The sequence below is a fragment of the Paenibacillus xanthanilyticus genome, from assembly GCF_042682185.1.
In the GTDB taxonomy this organism is placed as follows: Bacteria; Bacillota; Bacilli; order Paenibacillales; family Paenibacillaceae; genus Paenibacillus_Z; species Paenibacillus_Z xanthanilyticus.
In genome coordinates this window covers 1,257,900-1,277,837 of the sequence record NZ_JBHUHA010000002.1, presented here as the reverse complement: position 1 = coordinate 1,277,837, position 19,938 = coordinate 1,257,900, and the positions used below count along the sequence as shown (strand labels likewise).

Genomic DNA, 19,938 nt, shown 5'->3' with positions numbered 1-19,938 from the left:
CGGATGAGCAATCATCGGCGGAGCCATTTTGTTATGTACAGCCATTCGGCAGCCAGCTGCTATCGCCGTTTTTCATTGAACCCCTCCAGAAAATGGGTTAAACTAGTTTCTGTACGATGCCGTACAGAAGGGGCGTGAACGATGCCGAAGATTATCGTTACTGAAGAACAGTGGATCGAATCGGGGTTGAAGCGGTTTGCGCGGAACGGTTCCGATGGCCTGGTGATCGAGAGCATGGCGTCGGAGCTGGGCTGCAGTAAAAGCAGCTTCTATTGGTATTTCGACAACCGGAGCGAGTTTATCGCCAAGATCGTGAATCAGTGGGCTTATTTAGCGACGGTGCATGTCATGGATAAGGCGAACAATGCCGAGGACCCCGAGACGCGCCTGACCGCGCTGCTGACTCAGATGTTCGCCGCGACCCAAAACGGAGATTTTTTATTCTACTTGAGGAGGGCGAGCCGGGAGAATCCGCAATACGGCGCGCTCCTTGAACAGGTAGAGCAAACAAGAATGGATTACGCGCGGCAGCTCCTGATTCAGGCCGGCACGGACGCCGAGACGGCCGCTTGTAAATCAAGCCTCCTCTATCATTATTATTTGGGTTGGTATGAACGGCACAAGCATCTTCCCGTCGGCGATGAGGAGCGTGACCGGCATATCAGCATGCTGCGCAGTCAATTACTAGGGATATAGGGGGACAACGATGTTCAATCTTCTTGCTTGGATCGTGGGGCTTATTCTCATGCTGCTCAGCGGCATTCATCTGTATTGGCTGGCCGGCGGGAAGAAAGGGATCGCAGCCGCGGTTCCCAGTACGGGCTCTAGCACGGGCTCCGGCATGGGCTCCAGGCCGCTCTTCCTGCCGACAATGGCGGCTACGGGGGCCGTGGCCATCGCGTTGGCCGCGGCGGGCTGGTTTGTTTTCGCGCTGGGAGGCGTTGCGAATCGCTCCGTGATCCCCGATTTCTTATTCCCTGTTGGAGGCTGGACGTTATCGGCTGTTTTCATGCTAAGAGCGGTGGGGGACCTTCGTTGGGTCGGTTTTTTCAAAAAGCATAAGGGGACCGTATTCGCGAGATGGGATTCGGCTTTGTATGCGCCGTTGTGTGCTTTCTTGGGCGTTTGTCTGATGCTGATTACGCTGGAGGCATGAACCGGCAGCGAATCTTCTCCCCGTAACAATGCGGAGGCGCGTCCTCGAACCCAAAATGGCTTCGCCGAACGAGAAATCATCGGCGGAGCCATTTGGTTTAACCTCTAGCGGCGCCCCGAATCGACGCCAGCCATAGACGCGGAAATTCTCATTAACGAGCCTTGCGCTTGCGGACGAAATACACGATCGCACCCGCCCCAGCCAATGCGATCAGCGCGTATACGACGTTCGAATAGGCGTCCATATAACCGACGATGGACTCCCAGGAGGCGCCGACGGTCGCCCCGATAACGACGAGGAACGTGTTCCAGGCGAGAGAACCTAGCGTCGTGAAGAGCAGGAACGGAAGCAGCCGCATCCGGGTGCTTCCGGCGGGGATGGAGATCAGGCTTCGGATCAACGGAATGACCCGGCCGATCAGCACGGCCCATACGCCGTATTTATGGAACCACGCGTGAGCCTTGCGGATATCCTCGGGCTTGAGGCGCAATATTTTGCCGTAACGCGCGACGAACGCGACTTGACGCTCAAGCGGCATGAGCCGGCCGAGCCCGTACAGCGCGATCGCGCCGCTCAGCGAACCGGCAGTCGAAGCAAGAATGACGCCGATAATCGTTAGCTTCGTCGAGGTCGTCATGAACCCGCCGAACGAGAGGATGAGCTCCGACGGAAGGGGCGGGAACAAATTTTCCAGCGCGATCAACAAGAAAATGCCCAAATACCCGAATTGACTCATCGTGTCCATAATCCACTGTTGCAAGCTTCAATCTCACCTCCTTCAAGTAGCTGTCAGGGGCATTTCGCGCCGAAAGGGCGCACGCTGCACTATATTTACGTGGAAAAGCCCTTCATTTTTCGCGAAATTGTGGCGATCTTGTTACTTCTGATAAAAAATAACCTCTCCGTCAGGGCCTGTTTGGTTGCTTAGCGGACGATTGGTAGGGCTGCAGGTCGGCGAGGGTGAATGCATTCCGGGTCTCAGGGAAGCAGGAATGATTAACAAAGGGTGGAATTTATAGTAAGGTTACGCAGCGAATATGCCGAAGGAGTGAGGAGATTGAATCTATTTGATCGTCGCGCGGATCGCGCGAACGGCTCGGAGTTGAAGTGGTTGAACGAACCGGAGGCGTGGAGGTTTAACGAGGACGGTTCTTTAGAGGTGATGGCGCCTCCGAAGTCGGACTGGTTCATCGATCCGTCGGGCAAGTCCGTCCGGTCGTCCGCTCCGTTTCTGTATTATCCGGTTCGAGGGGATTTCGAAGTGCAGACCAAGGTTAGCGCGGCGATGAAAAGTCCTTACGATTCGGGATGTCTGATGATCATGGCGGATGAATCCCGTTGGGCGAAGCTCTGCTTCGAGTTCTATGAGAACCAGCCCTCCATTCTTAGCGTCGTCACGAACTCGGCTTCGGATTATTGCATCTCAGGCAAAGTAGAAGTGCCCGAGCCGTATTTGAAAATCGCGAGAACAGGCAACTGTTTTACCTTCTATTATTCCGCGGATGGCGAGAAGTGGGAGATGATCCGTTATTTCGGACTGCCCTGCGAGGACGAGGTCAAAGTAGGCGTCGTGGCGCAATGTCCGACCGGTGACGGTTGCCGCGTTACCTTCTCGTTCCTCCGCTTAGATCAGCCTTAATAATCGCCGACGGTATACAAACTTATACTAGATCACAAAAATGTGCGTACTACTCAAACCATCGCGCTCGAACTATACTCCCCTTATATGCAAGTCAATCGCGATTAAGGAGATATGTACGATGACAACAACGACAACGACGATGAAAGCCGTTGGGCTTTATCATTATTTGCCGATCGACAACCCGGAGAGCCTGCTTGACGTGTCCGTAGCGAAGCCGACGCCGACGGGGCGTGATCTGCTCGTGAAGGTGAATGCGATCTCGGTTAATCCGGTAGATTACAAGGTGCGCAAGCCGAAAGACCGGGTGGAAAGCGAACCGAGGATCCTCGGCTGGGACGTGGCGGGCGTCGTCGAACAGGTTGGGCCGGACTGCACGCTGTTTCGCCCCGGCGACGAAGTGTACTACGCCGGCAGCATTACGCGTCCCGGCGGCAACAGCGAGTTCCACCTCGTGGACGAGCGAATCGTCGGCGCGAAGCCGTCCACGCTGGAATTCGCGCAGGCGGCTGCGCTGCCGCTGACGGCGATTACCGCGTGGGAGAGCCTCTTCGACAGGCTCGGCGTCTCGCGAGACAAGGCTGCTAACGCGGGCCGGACCATCCTGATCATCGGCGCCGCGGGCGGCGTCGGTTCGATCGCGACGCAATTGGCGAAATACGCCGGGCTGACGGTCATCGGGACGGCTTCCCGTCCGGAATCGGCCGAGTGGGCGAAGGCGCTTGGCGCCGACGCGGTCATCGACCATTTCGACGCCTTCGTCCCGCAACTGAAGACGGCCGGCTATGATCAGGTCGACTACATTCTCTGCTTGAACAGCACCGAGCGGCATTGGGCGAACATGGCGGAGGCGATTGCGCCGCAGGGCAAAATCTGCTCGATCGTCGAGACGGACGAATTGCTGAACCTGACCTTGTTGAAGAACAAGAGCGTCACGTTCGTCTGGGAATTGATGTTCACGCGCCCGATGTATCAGACGCCGGACATGATCGAGCAGCATAACCTGTTGAACGATATCGCGCGTCTCGTGGACGAAGGCGTCCTCCGCACGACCGCGAGCGAGACGCTCTCGCCGATCAACGCCGCCAATCTGCGCAAGGCGCATGCGGTGCTCGAGACGGGACGGACAGTCGGGAAGGTCGTGCTGGAAGGCTTCGAATAACGGACTGCGGACAACGGATCAAATGGCGGAAGCCGTCGCGGCGAGCGACGGCTTCTTTGTTACTCGTTACAGAGACGGCCGGAAGCTCCGTGGGCGGCTGCGATTACAACAGCGTCTTCAAATGAATGGATGGCTCATAAGCGGCCAGCGGCTGTCCGCTCCGAAGGCGCGCCGCGAAATCCGGATTCGCCAGCAGCGGACGTCCGAAGGCGGCCAGATCGATCGTGCCCGCGCGGATTGCTTCGGCCGCGGCGTCCGCGGTCAGCCCGCCGACGCCGATGATCGCGCCGTCCCAGCGCTGCCGGACGAGCTCATGGAGCGTTCGGCCGCCGGCAATCGGCTGCGCGAACGAATTCGTCGACGGATGGATGATGCGCAGGCCGACTTCGCGGAACACGTCAACGAGCGCCTCGATCTCCGCCTCGGGCTCCTCCCAGCGGAATCCGGGCTGATCGTCCTTCAGCTCGGAGAAGCGCAGGATGACGCGCTCCATGCCGATCGCGCCGCCGGCCGCTTGCAGCACCTCTTTCATCAGCCGAAGCCGGTTGCTTCGGCTGCCGCCGTAGCGGTCGGTGCGCGAGTTGGTCGTCGTCGCAGCGAATTGGTCCAGCAAATAACCATGCGCGCCATGAATCTCGATGCCGTCGAAGCCGGCTTGGGCGGCGTATTCGGCGGCCTGCTCATAGTCCCGTACGACCTGCCGGATATCGTCCGCCGTCATGGCGCTCGGCATCGCGAACGGCTTGCGAAGGCGATGCACGAGTCCTGCCGCTTGCAAGGCGGAGGGGGCTTGGGGCGCATAGCCGCCGATGAGATCGGGATGGGTCAACCGCCCGACATGCCACAGCTGCGCGATGATTGTGCCTCCGGCGTCATGCACCGCTTCCGTCACGCCGCGCCATGCGTTCGCCTGCTCCTTCGCGTATAGACCCGGTACCCCGAATGTGCCTTTCCCGAGCGGGGAAGGCGTTATTCCCTCGGTAATGATCAGGCCGATTCCATCTGCCGCCCGTCTTCTGTAATAGGCGGCGATTTTCTCATCGACGGCTCCCGTGGCATCGTCCGCGAATCCGCGCGTCATCGGCGCCATCGCGATTCGCGTGCGGAGGCGCCAATCGGCAATGCGGACCGGCTGCAGCAATTCGTTGTAGGTCATGTTCGTTCGCTCCCTATCGTTCATTTCGTTCTTGATTTGTATTTTATATAATGAGGGCAGCCGAACCCATAGGAGAATCCTGTTGTTTGACGGGATCAACCTTTGAAATGCATGAATTTCTCCATAATGACCTTGAATAACAAGGAGTCGTGACGATGGACGAATTGGACAAACATATTTTGCTCGTGCTGCAGGAGCAAGGACGCATCTCGATGACGGATCTGGGCAAAGCGGTATCCCTTTCCCAGCCGGCCGTGACGGAGCGTGTGCGGCGCATGGAAGAGAAGGGCATTATCGACCACTACCGCGCCGTCGTGGACGCGGAGAAGATCAATAAGCCGATCGCCGCGTTCATTTTGTTCTATACGAAGGGGTGCGAGCGGTTCGTGGACTACTGCAAGGAGGCGCCGTACGTCGTCGAGCTGCATCGCATCAGCGGCCATCAGTACAACTTTCTCGTCAAGCTCGTGACGGAATCGCTGCAGACGCTGGAATGCGCGATCAACGAGCTGGGCCAGTTCGGCGACTCGACGACGCTTATCGTACTGTCCTCGCCGATCAAGCAGGATCGGATTATTCCCTGAGGCGCGAACATCTATGGCAGCGGTTCGTTTCTCGAGATATGAATGATCAGCGAGCCGAGCTGAGCTGCTGCCATATTCAAATCGTCGGCAGCCGATTCGCCTTGACGTATGCGTTCATCCTGCCGTCTTACTTCCGATGCCTTACCGGATTCCAAAAGTTGTTCTATACTCGTAGGTAAGACAACGAGAAGAGGATCGCGTTTCGGAAGGCGTAACGACTATTCTGCGATGGGGGGCAACGCGAATGGATGCACAAGCGCAATTAACAGGCGCGAAAGCAGAACCGAAGAAAATGCTGGGCAAGACGATTCAGGTGAGGCTCGTGTCGGATCTGTCGCGATCGCAAGCCTATTATCGGGATCAGCTGGGCTGCCGGGTGGACGATTGGGGGCATGCGGAGCGAGACGAGATGATCGTCATTCTCCAACAGGCGGTGACGGCCGAGGATGTGAGGCCGAACGCCGTCTCCGCCAACCGGTCGAATTATCCGACCGAATGGGAAGGACCGGAATACGGATGGGACACCTTCGTCCATATGGGATGGGAGGAGCTGAGCGATTACGTCGAGGAGGTACGCGGGCGCGGCGCCCGGATCGCGATCGAGCCTTTCACCGGCGCGCATGGCGGCTGGGAATTCAAAAATGCCTACGTGCTTGACCCGGATGGCTACAGCATCGTGCTCGGAGCTATGCGCAAGGCGGCGTTGTAGCACCCGGAAGCGGGAAGCAAGTCCGTCGATAACACCAGCTCGGCATTCTGGCGATCATGCACCTCCCCGCATAATAGACAGCAGTAGGATTCAACATCGACTTGCAATTGCGTTCACCACACAAGTCCTACCCGCCGATAGCTGGCAGCATTAAGGTAGAGCTTGAACGCGTTCAGATGCAGTAGCGGAAATTACGATTCTTGAGGTTTGGGAAGGAGCGAGAAAGATGGCGGAGGAACCGAACCGTCCCATAGCGGTCGTCACCGGCGCTAGCGGAGGGATGGGCAGGGCGACGGCGGCGCTGCTCGCCGCCGAGCACGAAATGAAGGTGTATCTGGTGGCGCGGAGTCGGGAGAAAGGCATGGAGGCGGTTCGCTTCGTCAATAGCCGCAGCGGCAGAAGCGACGCGGAGCTTATCCTGTGCGACTTAGCTTCATTGGCAAGCGTGCGAGCCGCGGCGGCGGAATTGAACGCCTCCTGCACGCATATCGATGTGCTGATCAACAACGCCGGCGTCGTGACGATCAAGCGGGAGGAGACCGAAGACGGCTTCGAGCGCCAGCTGGGCGTGAATCACCTCGGTCATTTCGTGTTAACGGGGCTGCTCATGCCGCTGCTCCGCAGCAGCAAGGCCGGGCGCATCGTCGTCGTCTCCTCCGGCGCGCACAAAATCGGCCGCATGAATTACGACGACCCGGACATGCGGCGGAAATTCACGGTGTGGGGCGCTTACGGCCGCTCCAAGCTGGCGAATATATGGTTCGCCCGAGAGCTCGCCCGCCGTCTCGAAGGCACGACGGTCACGGTGAACGCGCTTCATCCCGGCGCGGTCTCGACCGACATCGGCGTAGACCGCCGCACGGGGTTCGGCAAGCTGGTGCACCGGCTGCTGCGTCCGTTCTTCCTGACGCCGGAGCAGGGCTCGGCGACCGCGGTCTACCTGGCGACGTCCGCGGACGTCGGCGGCGCAAGCGGCGGGTACTATTACCGCCAGAAGCCCGCCGCCGTCACGGCGCGTGCGAGCGATGCGGAGCAAGCGCGCCGCTTCTGGGCGTGGAGCGAGCAGGCGACCGGTTATGAGTGGCCGAAGTCGTGAGGGGGGGCCGGCAGCGAGGCGGACGTTCGTGCGATCGTTAATTCAATAGCCCCCGCCGATAATAAAAAGAGCGCTCGCACCAGCGGCAAGCGCTCTTTCCTCTTTTAGCGACCGTCTTGCTCGACCTTTACTTCTTCTCATACGTCAACGTCTCGATGAAGAATGGATCGTCGGCTTCGTCCCAATTGAGGTTCGTAAAATGGATGTCCACGGTATACCCGGGTTTTGTGTAACGAGCCTTCAGGTCCAAGACGCCGAACGTGATCGCCTCGCGGATCAGCTTGTACTCGTCGCCTTTGTAATCCTGGATAAAATCCCGCCGTTCTTCGTCGTCCACGTTCCACTGCACATCCGCCGCGCTCTCGCCTCCGTTATAGAGACGGTCCAGGTATGACTTATCCTTGGCGTATGCGTTCATCGCCGCGTCGAGATCCCCCGATTGGTCCATGAAGGAGACGCGCATGGCATCGAGCTTGCCGCCTGCGAACGTAAAGGTGTAATACCCCTCGCGTCCTTGCGGCAGCGGCAATCCGTGATACTCGACGACGTAGCCTTCTTCCTTCTCGCCTTCCTCCGAGGGGGCGGTCTTGATGAGCTTCTTCAGCTCGACAACCGTCATGCCGAAGCGGGCCCGGAAGAACTGGTCGGCGAGGAAGGCGCTGCCGAACTGGACAAGCCCCGCCTCCCGGTCGTAGACGACGGGAATCTTGGCGGTCTCCTGCGCGAAACGGAGCGGCACGTAGACCGTGCCGCCGACCGTGCGGGCAGGCGCCGACAGCTTGACGGTCTTCCCGTTGACGGACGCCGTGCGGCTCCCGACGGCGAAGACGATTTTGATGCCGGGCTTCGCGAGCACGTGCAGCTTGGTTTTCGCGTCGTAAGCGGCCGTATAGCCAAACTGGGCGAACAACGGCTTGTACGGCAGATAGACGCCGGACGGGTCGACCACGGGCTTGAGCGCCGCGGATGGTACCCCGTTGACGTATACGCTCGTCGTCGCGCCTGCGGCGATAACGGCTGGCGCAGCGGCGCCGACTGTAATGGCGACCGCGAGCATCGCCGCGAGTAAGGTTCGTCTCCTCATAAGGCAACCTCCGAATCTCGTAATTTCATCTAACAAGACTAGTAATATTATACAATGCTGGTTGGTTCCGGTCATCAACCTGGCTCCGTCGATTTCAAGTTTGGCTGTATCCATCGCATGGTAATACCCCATTCTCGGTATGGCGGTTAAGGATCGAAACGGTTATCATGAGCGTATCCAAGCTATTTTTGGGGAAGGAGAAGTGATCACATGTCGGAAGAGCGCGAAATCAGCGAGAACGAATCGAACGCGGAAGAGCAAAACGTGGCCGAAGTCCAAGATCTTCCCGAGGAGTTGTCCGAGGACCAAATGGCCGACACCCAAGGCGGATGGGGCGGAGGACGGAATTACCGTCCCAGGGTTAGAGGCTGCTAGACGGGCCATCTTGCATCGATCGGGCCTGTAGGGTGACCCGCGAGAAGGGAGCTTTGTATGAAGCGACCTTCTCGCGGGTCATTTATGTTCGTCGGGGTAAAGCCGCTGCGAGCGCACGATTTCACGTTCATGAACGAAGCGCAATTCCTCCCAAAAATAGTGGAACTTTCCCCAATATCCCTCGCCTTACGCCTGCCTTGCACCCGTGGTATTCTGAAAGCGCTAAACGAGCACCGCATCCGGTAACGGTTCAGTCAACGATGATTTGTAAGGGGTTACAACCAAAAAAGGACGAGATTCGACCGAAGCCGAACTCGTCCTTTGCTGTTACGCCTGCATCGGCTCCCAAATCCGGTAGCGTCCGCTTAACATCAGCAGGCTGAAGAAATAGAGGCAGTTGTCGTAATAGCGCCGCTCGCCTTCGCGCAGCGGCGTGTCCCAGAACAGCCGCACCGCCGCCTGGGCATGCGCGGAGCCTGGTGCCGCAAGCGCCGCCGCCGCGTTCGTCGACAGCAGGCCGACGGGGTGAAGCGACTTCTCCTCGAGCGGCTTGCCGTCGAGCTCGTACCGGCGGTAATCGTCCGGCGACTTGTCCGCGAAGAACGCGAGAATCCGCTCGGCGATCTCGCCATGGCGCGGGTCGCCGCCGAACCATTCGGCATCGAGGCCGAGATTGGCCGCGACCCGGTAGGAATCGCTGAAGAAGCGGCCGTAGCCCCGCTCGTCGTTCGGCGTCCCGTCGTAATGCGCGTATTCCGGCGCCAGTCCTGTCACCGGATGGCAGGCGATCGGCAAGTAATCGCGGCTTGCGGCGGCCGCTTCCCGCCAGAAGTCGCGATCCTCCGGCTCCGCCCACTCGGCGAACAGCTCGTAGAAGTGCGGCAGGTGGTAGGACGGATCGGTAAATTCGACGTTCGGCACGAATTTGATCAGCTTGTTGGCCGGGTTCCACATCGGGAAGCCGTCGCCGTTCTCGCCCTTATGGATGCACGCTTGCAGCAGCTTGCGCGCCTGACGGCCGTAATCCAGCGGCGCTTCCATGCCGTCGCCCCAGCGATGGGATGCGAAGAGGAGGGCCAGCGCGAAGAACTCTTCGCCGTCCGGCGCCGGACCGTTCGAATTGCGCGTGCCGTCCGGCAGGCACGACCAGGCGAAGTAGCCGGCGTTCGGGCCTTCCTCCAGGTACATATGCGCCATCGTCCAGCGCCAGATGCGGTCGAATACGTCCTTGCGGTCCATCTGAACGGCCATCATCATCCCGTACGACATCCCTTCGGTGCGCACGTCCAGGTTGCCGGTATCGAGCAAATAGCCCATGTCCTCGCCGGCCTCGTAATAAATTCGGGTTTCGGGCGCATCCCCGAACAAGCCGTTCCAGCAAGCTTCGACGCGGGCGTCGATCGCTTCCGGCGCATACCCGTATTCCTGCAGCAAATTCCGGTATTGTCCGGTTGCATAAGCACCTTGCCTCGTTGTTGTTGACACTTCAATCTCTCCCTCCCGGAGCATTCGTGCTCCAGTTGCTCATGGAATCACCGTAAGCTTACCGCTGCCGGCATAGGGGCGGAATGGAAGAAGTATAGATCGTGCTGTCCTATCTTTAGATTTTTAAGCGCTTACATTCAAAGGAGGCGTCGTCATGCGAAAAGTACTGCTGGTAGATGATGAAATCTTCGTGCGCAAAGGGCTTAAGGAGCTGATTCCGTGGGAGGCGTTCGGCTACGAGATTATCGCGGAGGCGGAGGACGGCGAGGAGGCCGCCGAGCTCATCGAGCGGCATATGCCGGACCTCGTGCTGACGGACATTCGGATGCCGGTCATGGACGGCCTGTCGCTCATCGAGACGGTCAAGGCAAGCGGCGGCCGCGCGCCGGAGTTCATCATCTTGAGCGGCTACAACGAGTTCTCGTATGCCCAGCGCGCGATGCGCTTCGGCGTGCAGGAGTTCATCTTGAAGCCAATCGATGACGGAGAGCTGACGGAGACGCTGACGCGGATGAACCGCAGGATCGCCAGTCGGGACGAGAAGGGCGGCCGCCAACGGACCCCTGACGCGGTACTGAACGAGCTGTTGTTCGAAGGCGCGGAAGGCGCGCCGCCAGCCGATCTGGAGGCGGTACTGCGGCTCGGGCAAGGCTCGTGCTGCTACGTCATCGCCGAGCGCAACGGCTGTGGAGAGAGCGCGGAGGCTGAGGCGCAGTCGCTGCGGCAATGGAAGATCGCGATCGGCGAAGCGCTTATGCGGCTTGGCGGCGGGGCGCCGATCGTCCACGACTTAAGTCCGTACACGTTCGGCTTCCTGCTGACGCCCAGCCATCTGTCCGACCTCGGCTCCGCCCAGCTGGAGCGGCTCGGCGCGCGTCTGCTGCACCGGGCTGGCGGGGAGGAAGGCGGCTTCCTGCGCCTCTATCTCGGCCCGGTCGTCGAGCGGCCGAGCGAGCTGAAGCGCTCCTACGAAGCGGCCCGCGACGCGATGAACGCGAAGTTCGCGCTGGACGACCGCCAAGTGTTGACCGCCGACATGGCGTCGCAGGCGGGGCTTGCTTTCCGCGACCTGGACGCGGATGTCTATGCCGCGCTGCAGGAGGGTGTGGAGGAGAACGACATTCCGCTGCTGTCGGGGCTGGTCGCCCGGATCGGCGCGGACTTCAAGCGGCATGCGTTCACCACCGACGCGGTCATGGCGTCGCTATCCAAGTGCGTCATGCGCGTGCTCGACGCGCTGCGGGGGATGAACGAGGGACAGGAGCCGGAGCTGGCCTCGCTTGCGCCGCTCCTGCAGTGGAACCAGACGCCGAAGACGCTCGGCATGCTGCTGAAGAAGCTGGAGAAATTCCTCGCCGAGAGCGCGGTCTGCATGGAACAGCTGCGCAAGCGCAAGACGTGCGGCGGCATTCACCGGGTACGGCAGTATATTGAAGCGCATTACAACGAGGAGATTACGCTGAAGGGCATGGCCAAGCGCTTTTACATTAACCCCGTCTACTTGGGCCAGCTGTTCAAGAACACGTACGGCGTCTACTTCAACGATTTCCTGCTCCAGCTGCGCATTGGCGAGGCCAAGCGGCTGCTGCGGCAGACCGACCGCAAAATCTACGAGATTGCCGAGCTCGTCGGCTTCAGCAGCTCGGAATATTTCATCAAGCAATTCGAGAAGGTGGAGGGCTGCTCGCCGACGGAATACAAGCAGGCGCAGCTGGCGAGAACGCCATGAGACGCCGATTGCGCATGCTGCTGAACTTGAACAACGTCCGTCTGCGGAACAAAATGCTGCTCATGTACGTTCTCTCGGTTTTTATTCCGGTCGTAGCCACGAACGTCGTGTTCTACGCCATTACGACCGGCAACATCCGCCATCAGAAAATGAACGATATCTCGGTCGCCGTCAAGCAGATCCGCGACGAGCTGCAAAGCAGCATCAACGCCGCGGCCGGCATCTCGACGGTGCTGTACAACGACACCCTCCTATGGGAATACGTCAGCCAGCGGTATGACAATCCGGCAGATTATGTGGAGCACTACAACAGCTACATCAGCCTCATGCTGGAGAAGTACAGTCCGCTCTACGAGACGATTCAGGCGATCACGATCTACACGGACAACGATTCGATCGTCTACGGCGGGCGTGTCCAGCCGATCGACGCCCGGCTCCGCCTGCAGCCGTGGTACCCGCAAGTGAGCACGGCCGCGCCCTCGGACGTCATCGCGCTGGAGCTGGCGCCGGAGACGACGGGCGGGCAGAAGACGATCAGCCTGCTGCGGCGCATTCGCGGATCGGAGGCGGGCGTGCGTCGTCCGATTTTGCTGCGCATCGATTTCCACCCGGCGCTGACGGAGGATGTGTTCAAGAACGCGACGCTGGACGGCACGCTCTATTTGTCCCAGGGCGATCGGCTGCTCTACTCGACCGATGCGGAGGCGGACAAGGATGCGGAACAAGGCGCGTGGATGAACGATGCGGCGAAGGAACGGGGCACGCTGCTGTTCCGCGAGCCGTTCTCGGCGTCTTATTTGGCGGATTGGCGGGTGACCGGGGCATTCCGGGAGGAGGACGTGCTCGCCGACGTGCGGGAGTCGCGCCAATTCTTGTTCTATTTCGCGCTGCTCAACCTGCTCGTGCCGACGCTCATCATCGTCTGGTTCAACCGCTCGATGAATACGAGGCTCGTCCGCATTCTGAAGCAGATGAAGCGGGTGAAGAACCAGACGTTCGAGCCGATCACCGAGCCGGAGACGCGCGACGAGATCGGGCAGCTGACCGAGGCGTTCAACCAGATGACGCTGCAAATCCGCCGGCTGATCAACGACGTCTATATCGCGGACATTCAGAAGAAGGAGCTGGAGCTCGGGCGCAACCAGGCGCAGCTGAACGCGCTGCAGAGCCAGATCAACCCGCATTTCCTGTTCAACGCATTGGAGACGATCCGCATGCGCAGCCTGATCAAGCAGGAGCAGGAGACGGCGCATATCATCCATAACATGGCCAAAATCTTCCGCAGGTCGCTCGCCTGGGGCAAGGATTGGGTGAGCGTGCGGGAGGAGATCGATCTGGTCGTTTGTTTCCTGGAAATCCAGAAATACCGCTTCGAGGACAAATTGCGCTACGAGATCGACGTCGATCCGGAAGCTTTCGGCGCGCTCATGCCGAAGATGACGCTCCAGCCGCTCGTCGAGAACGCGAGCATACACGGCATCGAGGCGGTGAAGCGCGCGGGGCTTATTCGCGTCAGCGTCAGGCGGACGGCGGAGGGGCTGCGCTGCACGGTCGAGGATAACGGCGGCGGCATCACGCCCGAGCGGCTGCGTACGCTTATGGACGAGCTGGCCGGCGGCGGGGAGATGGGCGAGCATATCGGCATCGCGAACGTGTATTACCGGCTGAAGCTCAATTACGGCGACCGCGCGGACTTCCGCATGCGCAGCGAGCCGGGCGTCGGGACGACCGTCGACATCCTGCTGCGGGACGCGCTTCCGCAAGAGAGCCGGAGCGCGATTTAGAACGCAATCGAGACCGGGCGAAGCCACCGGCGGCCTATAGTTGTCAGGATTAAGCCATAGGACGGGCTTCAACACCCACTGAAGCTTTGTCCGCGAGGACAAAAGCGTGCCAGCTCGAAGCAACCCGCCGACCGCGAACCGTGATGGCTGCACGAAGAAGGGAGTCCAGAGGGCGAAGTCTGAGCGTTTTCCAACGGAAAGCGCCCTTCGGAAGCATATGCTTGGTTCCCCTCAGCGGAGGGGGAAGGGGGAGGGAGCAACAAAAGTGGGGTCAAAGGGGCGGAGCCCTACTTAACCTGACAGCATTGCGGAGGAGGTGGGAGGAGGAGCAATTCTAAACATAATGCAGTAACAAGTTTAGTTTCTCCATTAAGCGGGGCAGGGTCCGCATTCTATAATGAAAGTGCTTACAATACCAGGCGAATCAGAGGGGGAAGCGATTCATGCGGAATAAAAAATGGCTCAGTTCGGCAGTGCTCGCCACGGCCTTCGCGGTAGCGATCACCGGCTGCTCGGGGAACAACAACGGCGGCGGGAACAACGCGCCGGCGCCGGCGAACGAAGGGAACGCGAACGCGGGGAACCAGAACGCGGCCGGCGGAGAGGCTGAGAAGCCGGCTCCGGTGACGTTCACGTATTTCAATGCGACGGCGAACAAGGACATCGACACGAACAAGACGAAGATCGGCAAAATTCTGGAGGAGCAGACCGGCGTCAACTTCAAGCAAGAGTTCCTCGTCGGCGACCTGCAGACGAAGATCGGCACGATGATCGCCAGCAACGAATATCCGGACGTCATCCAGCCGGACGCCGGCATCGACAAGATTCTCGACGCGGGCGCGTTCATTCCGCTGAACGACCTCATCGACAAATACGGACCGAACATCAAGCGCGTGTACGAGCCTTACTTCAACCTCATGAAAGCCGAAGACGGCAACATCTACTTCCTGCCGTTCTCCCCGCTCGTCGGCGAATTCAAGCCGAGCCCGACGATCGACCAAGGCGCGTTCTGGATTCAGAACCGCGTACTGAAGGAAGCCGGCTATCCGAAGGTGAAGACGCTCGACCAATTCGTGAAGCTGATCGAGGATTACACGGTCAAGCACGCGAGCGAAGACCTGATCGGCATGACGACGCTGACGCACGACTGGCGCTTCTTCGCGACGACGAACCCGCCGAACCATCTGGCCGGCTATCCGAACGACGGCGGCGTGCAAGTCGACGTGAACACGATGGAAGCGAAGGTATACGGCGACAACGACGGCACGAAGCGCTGGCTGAAGACGCTGAACGACCTGAACGCCAAGGGTTTGCTCGACAAATCGTCGTTCGTCGACAACTACGACCAATATCTCGCCAAGCTGACCTCCGGCAAAGTGCTCGGCCTGTTCGATTACGGCTGGCAGGTGCAGCAGGCGTTCAATACGGTCAACAAGGCCGGCAATGACGATCTGATGTACTTCCCGCTGCCGATCGTGTTCGACGAGAATACCAAAGACCAATATCTCGACCCGCCTTCCTTCGTCAATAACCGCGGCATCGGCATTACGGTGAGCGCGAAGGATCCGGAACGCATTATCAAATTCTTCGACAACCTGCTGACGGACGAGAACCAGAAGCTGACGCGCTGGGGCATCCAAGGCGAGACGTACGAAGTGGACGCGAATGGCCGCCTGTACCGGACGCCGGAGCAGATCGAGAAGCTGAAGGACAACGATTACTCCCGCGAAGTCGGCATCAGCTATTTCGCCTACTATTGGCCGATGTACGGCGGAGGCTCCACGTTCCCGGACGGCAACGCCGTCGATCCCGGCCGCCAGCCGGAGGTCGCCCAAGCGTCCTTCACCGACGCCGAGAAGGAGCGCCTTGCCAAGTACAACGCCAAGACGTATGCCGACCTGTTCGCCGCGCCGGACGACCGTCCGTGGTACCCGGCTTGGAGCATCGCGCTCGAGCAGGATACGCCGGCCCAAATTTTCACCGTCAAGCAGACCGACCTGCAGAAGAAATATTTCGCCAAGATCGTGCTCGCCGCGCCGGATAAATTCGAGAGCGTCTGGAACGATTACGTGACGGAATACCGTAAGACGCCGGTCGACGAATACGAGAAGACGATGACCGAAGAGATCAAGAAGAAGGTTGCGAAGATCAAAGGCACGAATTAACGGCCGAACCGACGCAAGAGGAAGAGTGAAAGGCGGGAGGCGGCACCGGCCGGTCCGAATCGGGGCCGGATGCACCTGGGCCGCCCCCGCCGCTCTTTTTACGCACAGCATCCAAGACCGCAGCGTAAGGCCGATAGCACCCGAAGTAGAGGAAGTGGAACGATGAGACTGTTCATGAAAAGGCTGATCAGCCAGCGCGCGCTCGTGTTCATGACCGTGCCTTTCTTGATCTGGCTGGCGATCTTCAAATATCTGCCGCTTTGGGGCTGGACGATCGCCTTCCAGAATTATAAGCCGGCCAAAGGGTTCGGCGACCAGAAGTGGGTCGGCCTGAAGCAGTTCCGGTTCATGTTCGAGGACGACCGGTTTCTGCTCGTGCTGCGCAACACGCTGGCAATGAGCTTGATCAATTTCGTGCTGGGCTTCGTGACCGCCATCATTTTGGCGCTGCTCCTGAACGAGCTGCGCAATGCGATATTCAAGCGTTTCGTGCAAACGATCAGCTACCTGCCGCATTTCATTTCGTGGGTCGTGGCCGCCACGATCATCCAGACGGCGCTGTCCGCGGACGGCGGCATCATCAACATTATTTTGATGAATCTCGGCTTTATCGACGAACCCATCCTGTGGCTGGGCGAAGGCAAGTATTTCTGGGGCATCATGGGCGCTTCGGAAGTGTGGAAGAACATCGGCTGGAATACGATTATCTACCTGGCCGCGATGACGACGATCGATCCGGCGCAATACGAGGCGGCGGAGATGGACGGTGCGAGCCGGCTCCAGCGCATGTGGCACATTACGCTGCCGGGGCTTCGTCCGGTTATCATCGTGCTCGTCATTATGAACCTCGGCCAAATTTTGGAGACGGGCTTCGAGCCGCAATATTTGCTCGGGAACGGCCTTAACGTCGACTACTCTGAAAATCTCGAGATTTTCATTTTGAAATACGGCATGAACCTCGGCAACTATTCGTTGTCCGTCGCGGCCGGCATCTTCAAGACCGTCATCAGCATCATCCTGCTGTTCTCCGCGAACGCCATCGCCAAGCGGTTCGGCCAGGACAGACTGTTCTAAGGAGGGAGCACCATGGCAATCGCGGAGAAAAGCTACAAACGGCGCGTCCCGATCGGCGACCGTATTTTCGACTGGTTCAACTACGCGTTCATGATCTGCCTCATGATCGTGACCGTCTATCCGTTCATCAACATGCTGGCCGTGTCGCTCAACGACGCCAGCGATTCCGTCAAGGGCGGCATCTACTTCTGGCCGCGCGTGCTGTCCTTCGACAGCTACAAGTACGTATTCGAACAAGGCACGATCGTCCACGCGACGTTCATCTCGGTGATGCGGACCGTGCTTGGCACGATCATCTCGACGTTCTGCTCGGCGATGATCGCCTATGCGATCAGCCGGCCGGATTTCGTCCTGCGCAAGTTCGTCACGCTCGCTTTCGTCCTGACGATGTATTTCAACGGCGGCCTCATCCCGAACTTCCTGCTCATGCGGGAGCTGGGACTGATGAACAGCTTCTGGGTGTACATCATTCCCGGGATCATCGGCGTGTTCAACATCATCGTCATCCGTTCGTTCATCGAAGGGCTGCCGGACGGCCTCATGGAATCGGCCCGGATCGACGGCGCCGGCGAGTTCACGACGTTCATGCGCATCGTGCTGCCGCTGACGCTGCCGGTGCTCGCGACGACGTCGCTGTTCACCGCGGTCTATCAGTGGAACTCGTGGTTCGACGTCTTCCTCTACAACTCGTCGAACGTCGAGCTGAGCACCTTGCAATACGAATTGATGAAAATGCTTCAAAATTCCAACGCCTCGGGCAGCTCGATCGACCCGGCTGGCGGCTTCGCGAACGGCTCGGCAGCGGCCAACTATGTGACGCCGACGTCGATCCGGGCGACGATGACGATCGTGGCGAGCTTGCCGATCATCATGGTCTATCCGTTCCTGCAGCGGTATTTCGTGAAAGGCTTGACGCTCGGCGGCGTGAAAGGATAAGTCTGGCGATGGCCGCCAGCAGGTCTATGGGACGCGAAACGCGAACTTGTAGACGATGCGGCGGCCGTTTGCTAGCGCCGCCTGCCGGAGAGGAGCGAATCAACGATGGAACAACGCATTACGGTGAAGCGGGTCGCGACGGCGGAGAAGGTTATCGCCTTCACGTTCGACGATGGCCCGAATGCCGTTTATACGCCGCACATGCTGGAGATTTTCAGGGAGGTAGGCGGGAAGGCGACATTCTACATGATCGGCGAGCAGATCGAAGCGAACCGCGCAGTCGCCGAAGCCGTCTATGCGGAAGGACACGAGATCGGCAATCATACGTACGCGCACCCGAATCTGACGGAGATCGCGATCGGGGAAGCGGCGGAGGAAATGCGCCGCACCGACGCCATCATTCGCGAGGTGACGGGCGAAGCAGTGCGTACCTTCCGCGCTCCGTACTTGGCGGCCAACGACGATATTCTGGCGCTGGCAGCCGAGATGGGCTGCGAGACGATCGGCGCGCTGAACACCGAGACGCATGACTGGGAACAGCCGGGCGTGGCGCATATTCTGGACAAGTCGCGGGATCACCTGGTGCCGGGCAGCATCCTGCTCTTCCACGACGGTTACGGCGACCGTTCGCAGTCGGTGGAGGCGGTCCGGACGCTCGTCCGCGAGCTGGTCGCGGACGGCTTCCGGCTCGTGACGGTGCGGGAGCTGCTGGAGCTGGGGGAAGGGCGGTAGAACGCCGGACAACAAGGTTACGGGGATGGTCGGCTACAGCCCATTGCAGCTTGACAATAGAGTCTACAGCATATGTCCTAGGACAAACTTTAAACCCACTGAAGCTTTGTCCGTCAGGACAAAAGCGTGCCACACTCAAGCCCAACCGCCGTTCGCGAACAAACGCGCTAGCACGAACAAGGGTGTCCAGAGGGCAAAGCCCTTTGGAGCCTCCTCGGCGGAGGAGGTGGGAGGAGGGAGCAACAAAAGCCGGTCAACGGGGCGGCGCCCCTTCTAGATTATTTGAAACACCGGCTGCCCGGGGATGAAATGAACCGGCAGCTCCGGATACCGGCCGCGCAGCTGCTCGGCCACCACGCGCATGCCCGGTTCTTCGCTCTCCGCATGGCCTATGGCGAGCAAGGATGTCGGGCTGCCTTGGCTTGCGGCGTCGCGGACGTATTCGGGCGTCTCCCACTCCGGCCCTTCGCCGGCGACGATCAGATCGAGCTTGTGCTCGCGGAAGAGCGGAATGGCGTTGGCGCCCCCGCCCCGGTAGCCGACGAGCACGCCGATCCGCTCGCAGCGCATGTCGAGATCGCCGGTCAGCCGCACGTAAGGGAGGCGAAGGTTCGCTTTCACGTAAGCGGCCAGCTCCGCGGCACGTCTCGCGGGTACTTGAAGCACCGCGGCAGTAGGGAGCATAGCTTCGACATGCGTATCCCACGCCAGGCTCTGCAGCAGGCCGGTCATGATCGGGTCGGGCTGCAGGCGGTGGCAGTAATCGTGGTGCCGGTAGACGGCGAGCCCCGATTGGCGGAGGAAGTCGCGCTTGAACCGGCACACCGGGTCATCGGCCAGATGCGGCGCATGCTCCGGACGATGGCTGTAATACGGACTTTCGTGGACGACGAGCAGGTTGGCGCCCATAGACGCGGCTTGCTCGATCACCGCCTGCGTCGGCATGAACGCGACGGCGATGCTCGTCACGGGCGTCTCCGGCGACGCGCCATCCAGCGTGTCGGCCGTGTCCGCGATGGGCGGCACCGTGCCGCGAAGCTCGGCGATGACGTCTTGCATCGTAATCGTCATG

At 59.8% G+C, this 19,938-nt stretch carries 19 protein-coding genes; 14 read left to right on the top strand and 5 right to left on the bottom strand.

All coding sequences use genetic code 11. The features are described from left to right. The first annotated feature begins 141 nt into the window (after nucleotides 1-141). On the top strand, nucleotides 142-696 hold the full coding sequence (locus tag ACFSKT_RS22780) for a TetR/AcrR family transcriptional regulator (RefSeq protein ID WP_377717646.1): 555 nt from the start codon (nucleotides 142-144) through the stop codon (nucleotides 694-696). A 10-nt stretch (nucleotides 697-706) separates the two neighbouring features. Continuing rightward, on the top strand, nucleotides 707-1,156 hold the full coding sequence (locus tag ACFSKT_RS22775; RefSeq protein ID WP_377717645.1) for a DUF3995 domain-containing protein: 450 nt from the start codon (nucleotides 707-709) through the stop codon (nucleotides 1,154-1,156). Between the two features lie 151 nt (nucleotides 1,157-1,307). Here the strand turns inward: ACFSKT_RS22775 and ACFSKT_RS22770 are convergent, their stop codons facing one another. Continuing rightward, on the bottom strand, nucleotides 1,308-1,916 hold the full coding sequence (locus ACFSKT_RS22770) for a DedA family protein (RefSeq protein WP_377717644.1): 609 nt from the start codon (nucleotides 1,914-1,916) through the stop codon (nucleotides 1,308-1,310). Nucleotides 1,917-2,213: 297 nt separating this feature from the next. Between ACFSKT_RS22770 and ACFSKT_RS22765 the strand changes: the two genes are divergently transcribed. Together ACFSKT_RS22765 and ACFSKT_RS22760 are read left to right on the top strand one after the other, a co-directional pair. Beyond that, on the top strand, nucleotides 2,214-2,795 hold the full coding sequence (locus tag ACFSKT_RS22765; RefSeq protein WP_377717643.1) for a DUF1349 domain-containing protein: 582 nt from the start codon (nucleotides 2,214-2,216) through the stop codon (nucleotides 2,793-2,795). 121 nt (nucleotides 2,796-2,916) lie between these two features. Further along, on the top strand, nucleotides 2,917-3,957 hold the full coding sequence (locus tag ACFSKT_RS22760; protein ID WP_377717642.1) for a zinc-binding alcohol dehydrogenase family protein: 1,041 nt from the start codon (nucleotides 2,917-2,919) through the stop codon (nucleotides 3,955-3,957). Between the two features lie 103 nt (nucleotides 3,958-4,060). On the opposite strand, the gene ACFSKT_RS22755 is transcribed toward ACFSKT_RS22760, so the two are convergent. Then, nucleotides 4,061-5,113, bottom strand: coding sequence for an oxidoreductase (locus ACFSKT_RS22755; protein WP_377717641.1), 1,053 nt, complete (start codon nucleotides 5,111-5,113; stop codon nucleotides 4,061-4,063). 155 nt (nucleotides 5,114-5,268) lie between these two features. On the opposite strand from ACFSKT_RS22755, the gene ACFSKT_RS22750 reads away from it, so the two are divergent. From ACFSKT_RS22750 to ACFSKT_RS22740, 3 genes are all read left to right on the top strand, one after another. Beyond that, nucleotides 5,269-5,697 (top strand): Lrp/AsnC family transcriptional regulator, encoded by a 429-nt coding sequence (locus ACFSKT_RS22750; protein ID WP_377717640.1) that lies wholly within the window; start codon nucleotides 5,269-5,271, stop codon nucleotides 5,695-5,697. A 244-nt stretch (nucleotides 5,698-5,941) separates the two neighbouring features. Continuing rightward, the gene (locus tag ACFSKT_RS22745; RefSeq protein WP_377717639.1) at nucleotides 5,942-6,406 is read left to right on the top strand and encodes a VOC family protein; all 465 of its coding nucleotides are present in this window, start codon (nucleotides 5,942-5,944) and stop codon (nucleotides 6,404-6,406) included. A 226-nt stretch (nucleotides 6,407-6,632) separates the two neighbouring features. Continuing rightward, nucleotides 6,633-7,502, top strand: coding sequence for an SDR family oxidoreductase (locus ACFSKT_RS22740; RefSeq protein ID WP_377717638.1), 870 nt, complete (start codon nucleotides 6,633-6,635; stop codon nucleotides 7,500-7,502). Between the two features lie 127 nt (nucleotides 7,503-7,629). Here the strand turns inward: ACFSKT_RS22740 and ACFSKT_RS22735 are convergent, their stop codons facing one another. After that, on the bottom strand, nucleotides 7,630-8,586 hold the full coding sequence (locus tag ACFSKT_RS22735; protein ID WP_377717637.1) for a copper amine oxidase N-terminal domain-containing protein: 957 nt from the start codon (nucleotides 8,584-8,586) through the stop codon (nucleotides 7,630-7,632). 210 nt (nucleotides 8,587-8,796) lie between these two features. Here ACFSKT_RS22735 and ACFSKT_RS22730 point away from each other — a divergent pair, with 210 nt between their 5' ends. After that, nucleotides 8,797-8,961 carry a hypothetical protein gene (locus ACFSKT_RS22730; RefSeq protein ID WP_377717636.1) on the top strand — a complete coding sequence of 55 codons (165 nt, stop codon included), beginning with the start codon at nucleotides 8,797-8,799 and terminating at the stop codon, nucleotides 8,959-8,961. Nucleotides 8,962-9,288: 327 nt separating this feature from the next. Here the strand turns inward: ACFSKT_RS22730 and ACFSKT_RS22725 are convergent, their stop codons facing one another. Continuing rightward, nucleotides 9,289-10,446 carry a glycosyl hydrolase family 8 gene (locus ACFSKT_RS22725; RefSeq protein ID WP_377717635.1) on the bottom strand — a complete coding sequence of 386 codons (1,158 nt, stop codon included), beginning with the start codon at nucleotides 10,444-10,446 and terminating at the stop codon, nucleotides 9,289-9,291. A gap of 154 nt (nucleotides 10,447-10,600) precedes the next feature. On the opposite strand from ACFSKT_RS22725, the gene ACFSKT_RS22720 reads away from it, so the two are divergent. The 6 genes from ACFSKT_RS22720 to ACFSKT_RS22695 all read left to right on the top strand — a co-directional run bounded on the left by ACFSKT_RS22720 (nucleotide 10,601) and on the right by ACFSKT_RS22695 (nucleotide 18,866). After that, nucleotides 10,601-12,175: a response regulator gene (locus ACFSKT_RS22720; protein WP_377717634.1), complete on the top strand. Its 1,575-nt coding sequence runs from the start codon at nucleotides 10,601-10,603 to the stop codon at nucleotides 12,173-12,175. Next, nucleotides 12,172-13,959, top strand: a complete 1,788-nt coding sequence (locus tag ACFSKT_RS22715) for a sensor histidine kinase (protein ID WP_377717633.1) — start codon at nucleotides 12,172-12,174, stop codon at nucleotides 13,957-13,959. Before ACFSKT_RS22720 ends, ACFSKT_RS22715 begins: the two co-directional genes overlap by 4 nt. Nucleotides 13,960-14,402: 443 nt before the next feature. After that, the gene (locus tag ACFSKT_RS22710; RefSeq protein WP_377717632.1) at nucleotides 14,403-16,124 is read left to right on the top strand and encodes an ABC transporter substrate-binding protein; all 1,722 of its coding nucleotides are present in this window, start codon (nucleotides 14,403-14,405) and stop codon (nucleotides 16,122-16,124) included. Between the two features lie 162 nt (nucleotides 16,125-16,286). Continuing rightward, nucleotides 16,287-17,198: an ABC transporter permease gene (locus ACFSKT_RS22705; protein ID WP_377717631.1), complete on the top strand. Its 912-nt coding sequence runs from the start codon at nucleotides 16,287-16,289 to the stop codon at nucleotides 17,196-17,198. A gap of 12 nt (nucleotides 17,199-17,210) precedes the next feature. Then, nucleotides 17,211-18,134, top strand: coding sequence for a carbohydrate ABC transporter permease (locus ACFSKT_RS22700; protein WP_377717630.1), 924 nt, complete (start codon nucleotides 17,211-17,213; stop codon nucleotides 18,132-18,134). Nucleotides 18,135-18,239: 105 nt separating this feature from the next. Beyond that, nucleotides 18,240-18,866, top strand: coding sequence for a polysaccharide deacetylase family protein (locus tag ACFSKT_RS22695; RefSeq protein WP_377717629.1), 627 nt, complete (start codon nucleotides 18,240-18,242; stop codon nucleotides 18,864-18,866). A 273-nt stretch (nucleotides 18,867-19,139) separates the two neighbouring features. On the opposite strand, the gene ACFSKT_RS22690 is transcribed toward ACFSKT_RS22695, so the two are convergent. Continuing rightward, entirely contained in the window at nucleotides 19,140-19,937 is a 798-nt protein-coding gene (locus ACFSKT_RS22690) for a Nif3-like dinuclear metal center hexameric protein (protein ID WP_377717628.1), read from the bottom strand. Nucleotide 19,938: the final 1 nt, after the last annotated feature.

What these genes read in the sequence shown, in the direction of transcription:
- ACFSKT_RS22780 (WP_377717646.1), top strand. Translation starts at nt 142, where the DNA reads ATGCCGAAGATTATCGTTACTGAAGAACAGTGGATCGAATCGGGGTTG.
- ACFSKT_RS22775 (WP_377717645.1), top strand. Translation starts at nt 707, where the DNA reads ATGTTCAATCTTCTTGCTTGGATCGTGGGGCTTATTCTCATGCTGCTC.
- ACFSKT_RS22760 (WP_377717642.1), top strand. Translation starts at nt 2,917, where the DNA reads ATGACAACAACGACAACGACGATGAAAGCCGTTGGGCTTTATCATTAT.
- ACFSKT_RS22755 (WP_377717641.1), bottom strand. Translation starts at nt 5,113, where the DNA reads ATGACCTACAACGAATTGCTGCAGCCGGTCCGCATTGCCGATTGGCGC.
- ACFSKT_RS22750 (WP_377717640.1), top strand. Translation starts at nt 5,269, where the DNA reads ATGGACGAATTGGACAAACATATTTTGCTCGTGCTGCAGGAGCAAGGA.
- ACFSKT_RS22745 (WP_377717639.1), top strand. Translation starts at nt 5,942, where the DNA reads ATGGATGCACAAGCGCAATTAACAGGCGCGAAAGCAGAACCGAAGAAA.
- ACFSKT_RS22740 (WP_377717638.1), top strand. Translation starts at nt 6,633, where the DNA reads ATGGCGGAGGAACCGAACCGTCCCATAGCGGTCGTCACCGGCGCTAGC.
- ACFSKT_RS22735 (WP_377717637.1), bottom strand. Translation starts at nt 8,586, where the DNA reads ATGAGGAGACGAACCTTACTCGCGGCGATGCTCGCGGTCGCCATTACA.
- ACFSKT_RS22730 (WP_377717636.1), top strand. Translation starts at nt 8,797, where the DNA reads ATGTCGGAAGAGCGCGAAATCAGCGAGAACGAATCGAACGCGGAAGAG.
- ACFSKT_RS22720 (WP_377717634.1), top strand. Translation starts at nt 10,601, where the DNA reads ATGCGAAAAGTACTGCTGGTAGATGATGAAATCTTCGTGCGCAAAGGG.
- ACFSKT_RS22715 (WP_377717633.1), top strand. Translation starts at nt 12,172, where the DNA reads ATGAGACGCCGATTGCGCATGCTGCTGAACTTGAACAACGTCCGTCTG.
- ACFSKT_RS22710 (WP_377717632.1), top strand. Translation starts at nt 14,403, where the DNA reads ATGCGGAATAAAAAATGGCTCAGTTCGGCAGTGCTCGCCACGGCCTTC.
- ACFSKT_RS22705 (WP_377717631.1), top strand. Translation starts at nt 16,287, where the DNA reads ATGAGACTGTTCATGAAAAGGCTGATCAGCCAGCGCGCGCTCGTGTTC.
- ACFSKT_RS22700 (WP_377717630.1), top strand. Translation starts at nt 17,211, where the DNA reads ATGGCAATCGCGGAGAAAAGCTACAAACGGCGCGTCCCGATCGGCGAC.
- ACFSKT_RS22695 (WP_377717629.1), top strand. Translation starts at nt 18,240, where the DNA reads ATGGAACAACGCATTACGGTGAAGCGGGTCGCGACGGCGGAGAAGGTT.
- ACFSKT_RS22690 (WP_377717628.1), bottom strand. Translation starts at nt 19,937, where the DNA reads ATGACGATTACGATGCAAGACGTCATCGCCGAGCTTCGCGGCACGGTG.